This window comes from Okeania sp. SIO2F4, assembly GCF_010672385.1.
GTDB lineage: Bacteria > Cyanobacteriota > Cyanobacteriia > Cyanobacteriales > Microcoleaceae > Trichodesmium.
In genome coordinates this window covers 1-1,208 of record NZ_JAAHGT010001462.1, presented here as the reverse complement: position 1 = coordinate 1,208, position 1,208 = coordinate 1, and the positions used below count along the sequence as shown (strand labels likewise).

General features: G+C 43.9%; 1 protein-coding gene. It reads right to left on the bottom strand.

The window, feature by feature from the left end; all coding sequences use genetic code 11:
- Positions 1-378 precede the first annotated feature (378 nt).
- Positions 379-1,119: a nitrogenase component 1 gene (locus F6K22_RS41245; protein WP_363275576.1), complete on the bottom strand. Its 741-nt coding sequence runs from the start codon at positions 1,117-1,119 to the stop codon at positions 379-381.
- Between the last annotated feature and the right edge of the window lie 89 nt (positions 1,120-1,208).

Sequence of the window (1,208 nt, the reverse complement as noted above, 5' to 3'; positions counted from 1 at the left end):
TCTTTCTGCTGCCTCTTGCAGAGGAGCTGCGCTAACAATGCACCAGCCTCCAAGGTCAAGCCTCTTTCCGGTCTTACGGTCGCTCCACAGTACGTCGCCAATCCGACGGCTCCCCTAGACACTGCTAGCCCAGCAGCCTAATGGTACAATAGCACACTCTTAGAAAAACCGCTCTTATTGATTGGTTTTCCCATGCGACGCTCCCGACCTCAGGAGAGCGCGGGTCTTCAACCAACGTTGAGATAAAAAAGTTTTTGTTTCTAGTATTGCTCTAGCCCTATCTATCTTAGGGCTAGAGCAATACTACGAGCTTTAATTATATACCATACTAAAATAGGGGCTTGACACCCAAGCCCCTACTATTTTTGTGGCGATCGCTTAACGAATCAAGTCAAAAGATGTATCATTAACACCTAATTCCATGCTACCACGGTCTAACTCATCAAGGATAGTATTAACGATCCAGTTGAGTAGATTGAATGCTCCCTTATATCCTAAGATAGAATAACGGTGCTGGTGGTGACGATCAAAGATAGGATAGCCGATCCGTACTAATGGAGTACCAGTATCACGTTGGAGGAACTTACCATAGGAGTTACCAATTAACAAGTCAACTGGCTCAGTATCCAACAATGAACGTAAGTGCCATAAGTCCTTACCGATCCAAACTGTAGCTTCTTGACCGTTAGGATCTGCAGCTAATAATGCTTTAGCTTCTTCTTCAAAACCAGCAACGTTACCGTTAGTAACAACAACGTGAACTGGCTGCATACCTAACTCTAGAGTGAAGTTCAACAAGCCTAATACATGGTCAGGATCGCCGTAGATAGCAATGCGCTTACCGTGTAACCAAGCTTGAGAGTCAGTGATAGCATCAACTGCACGACCACGCTGAATTTCTAACTCTTCAGGAATAGCCTTACCAGTCAATTCAGACAACGCCATTAAGAACTCATCAGTACCACGGATACCTATCGGACGATATGTAGCTGTAGTTTGACCGCTCTTTTCTGCTAGGTACTCTAGAGTCTTAGGAGTAGAATATTTCTGGAAGGAGATAGTAGCCTTAGCATTGATGGAGTCAGCACCTTCTTCTAGAGTTGTACCACCATTGTACATCTTGAATTAACCCAAGTTAGGAGAATCAAAACTCTCAGCGTTATCAGCTAAAATAGTGCTAGGAACATCCATTAAAGATAGAATGTCTT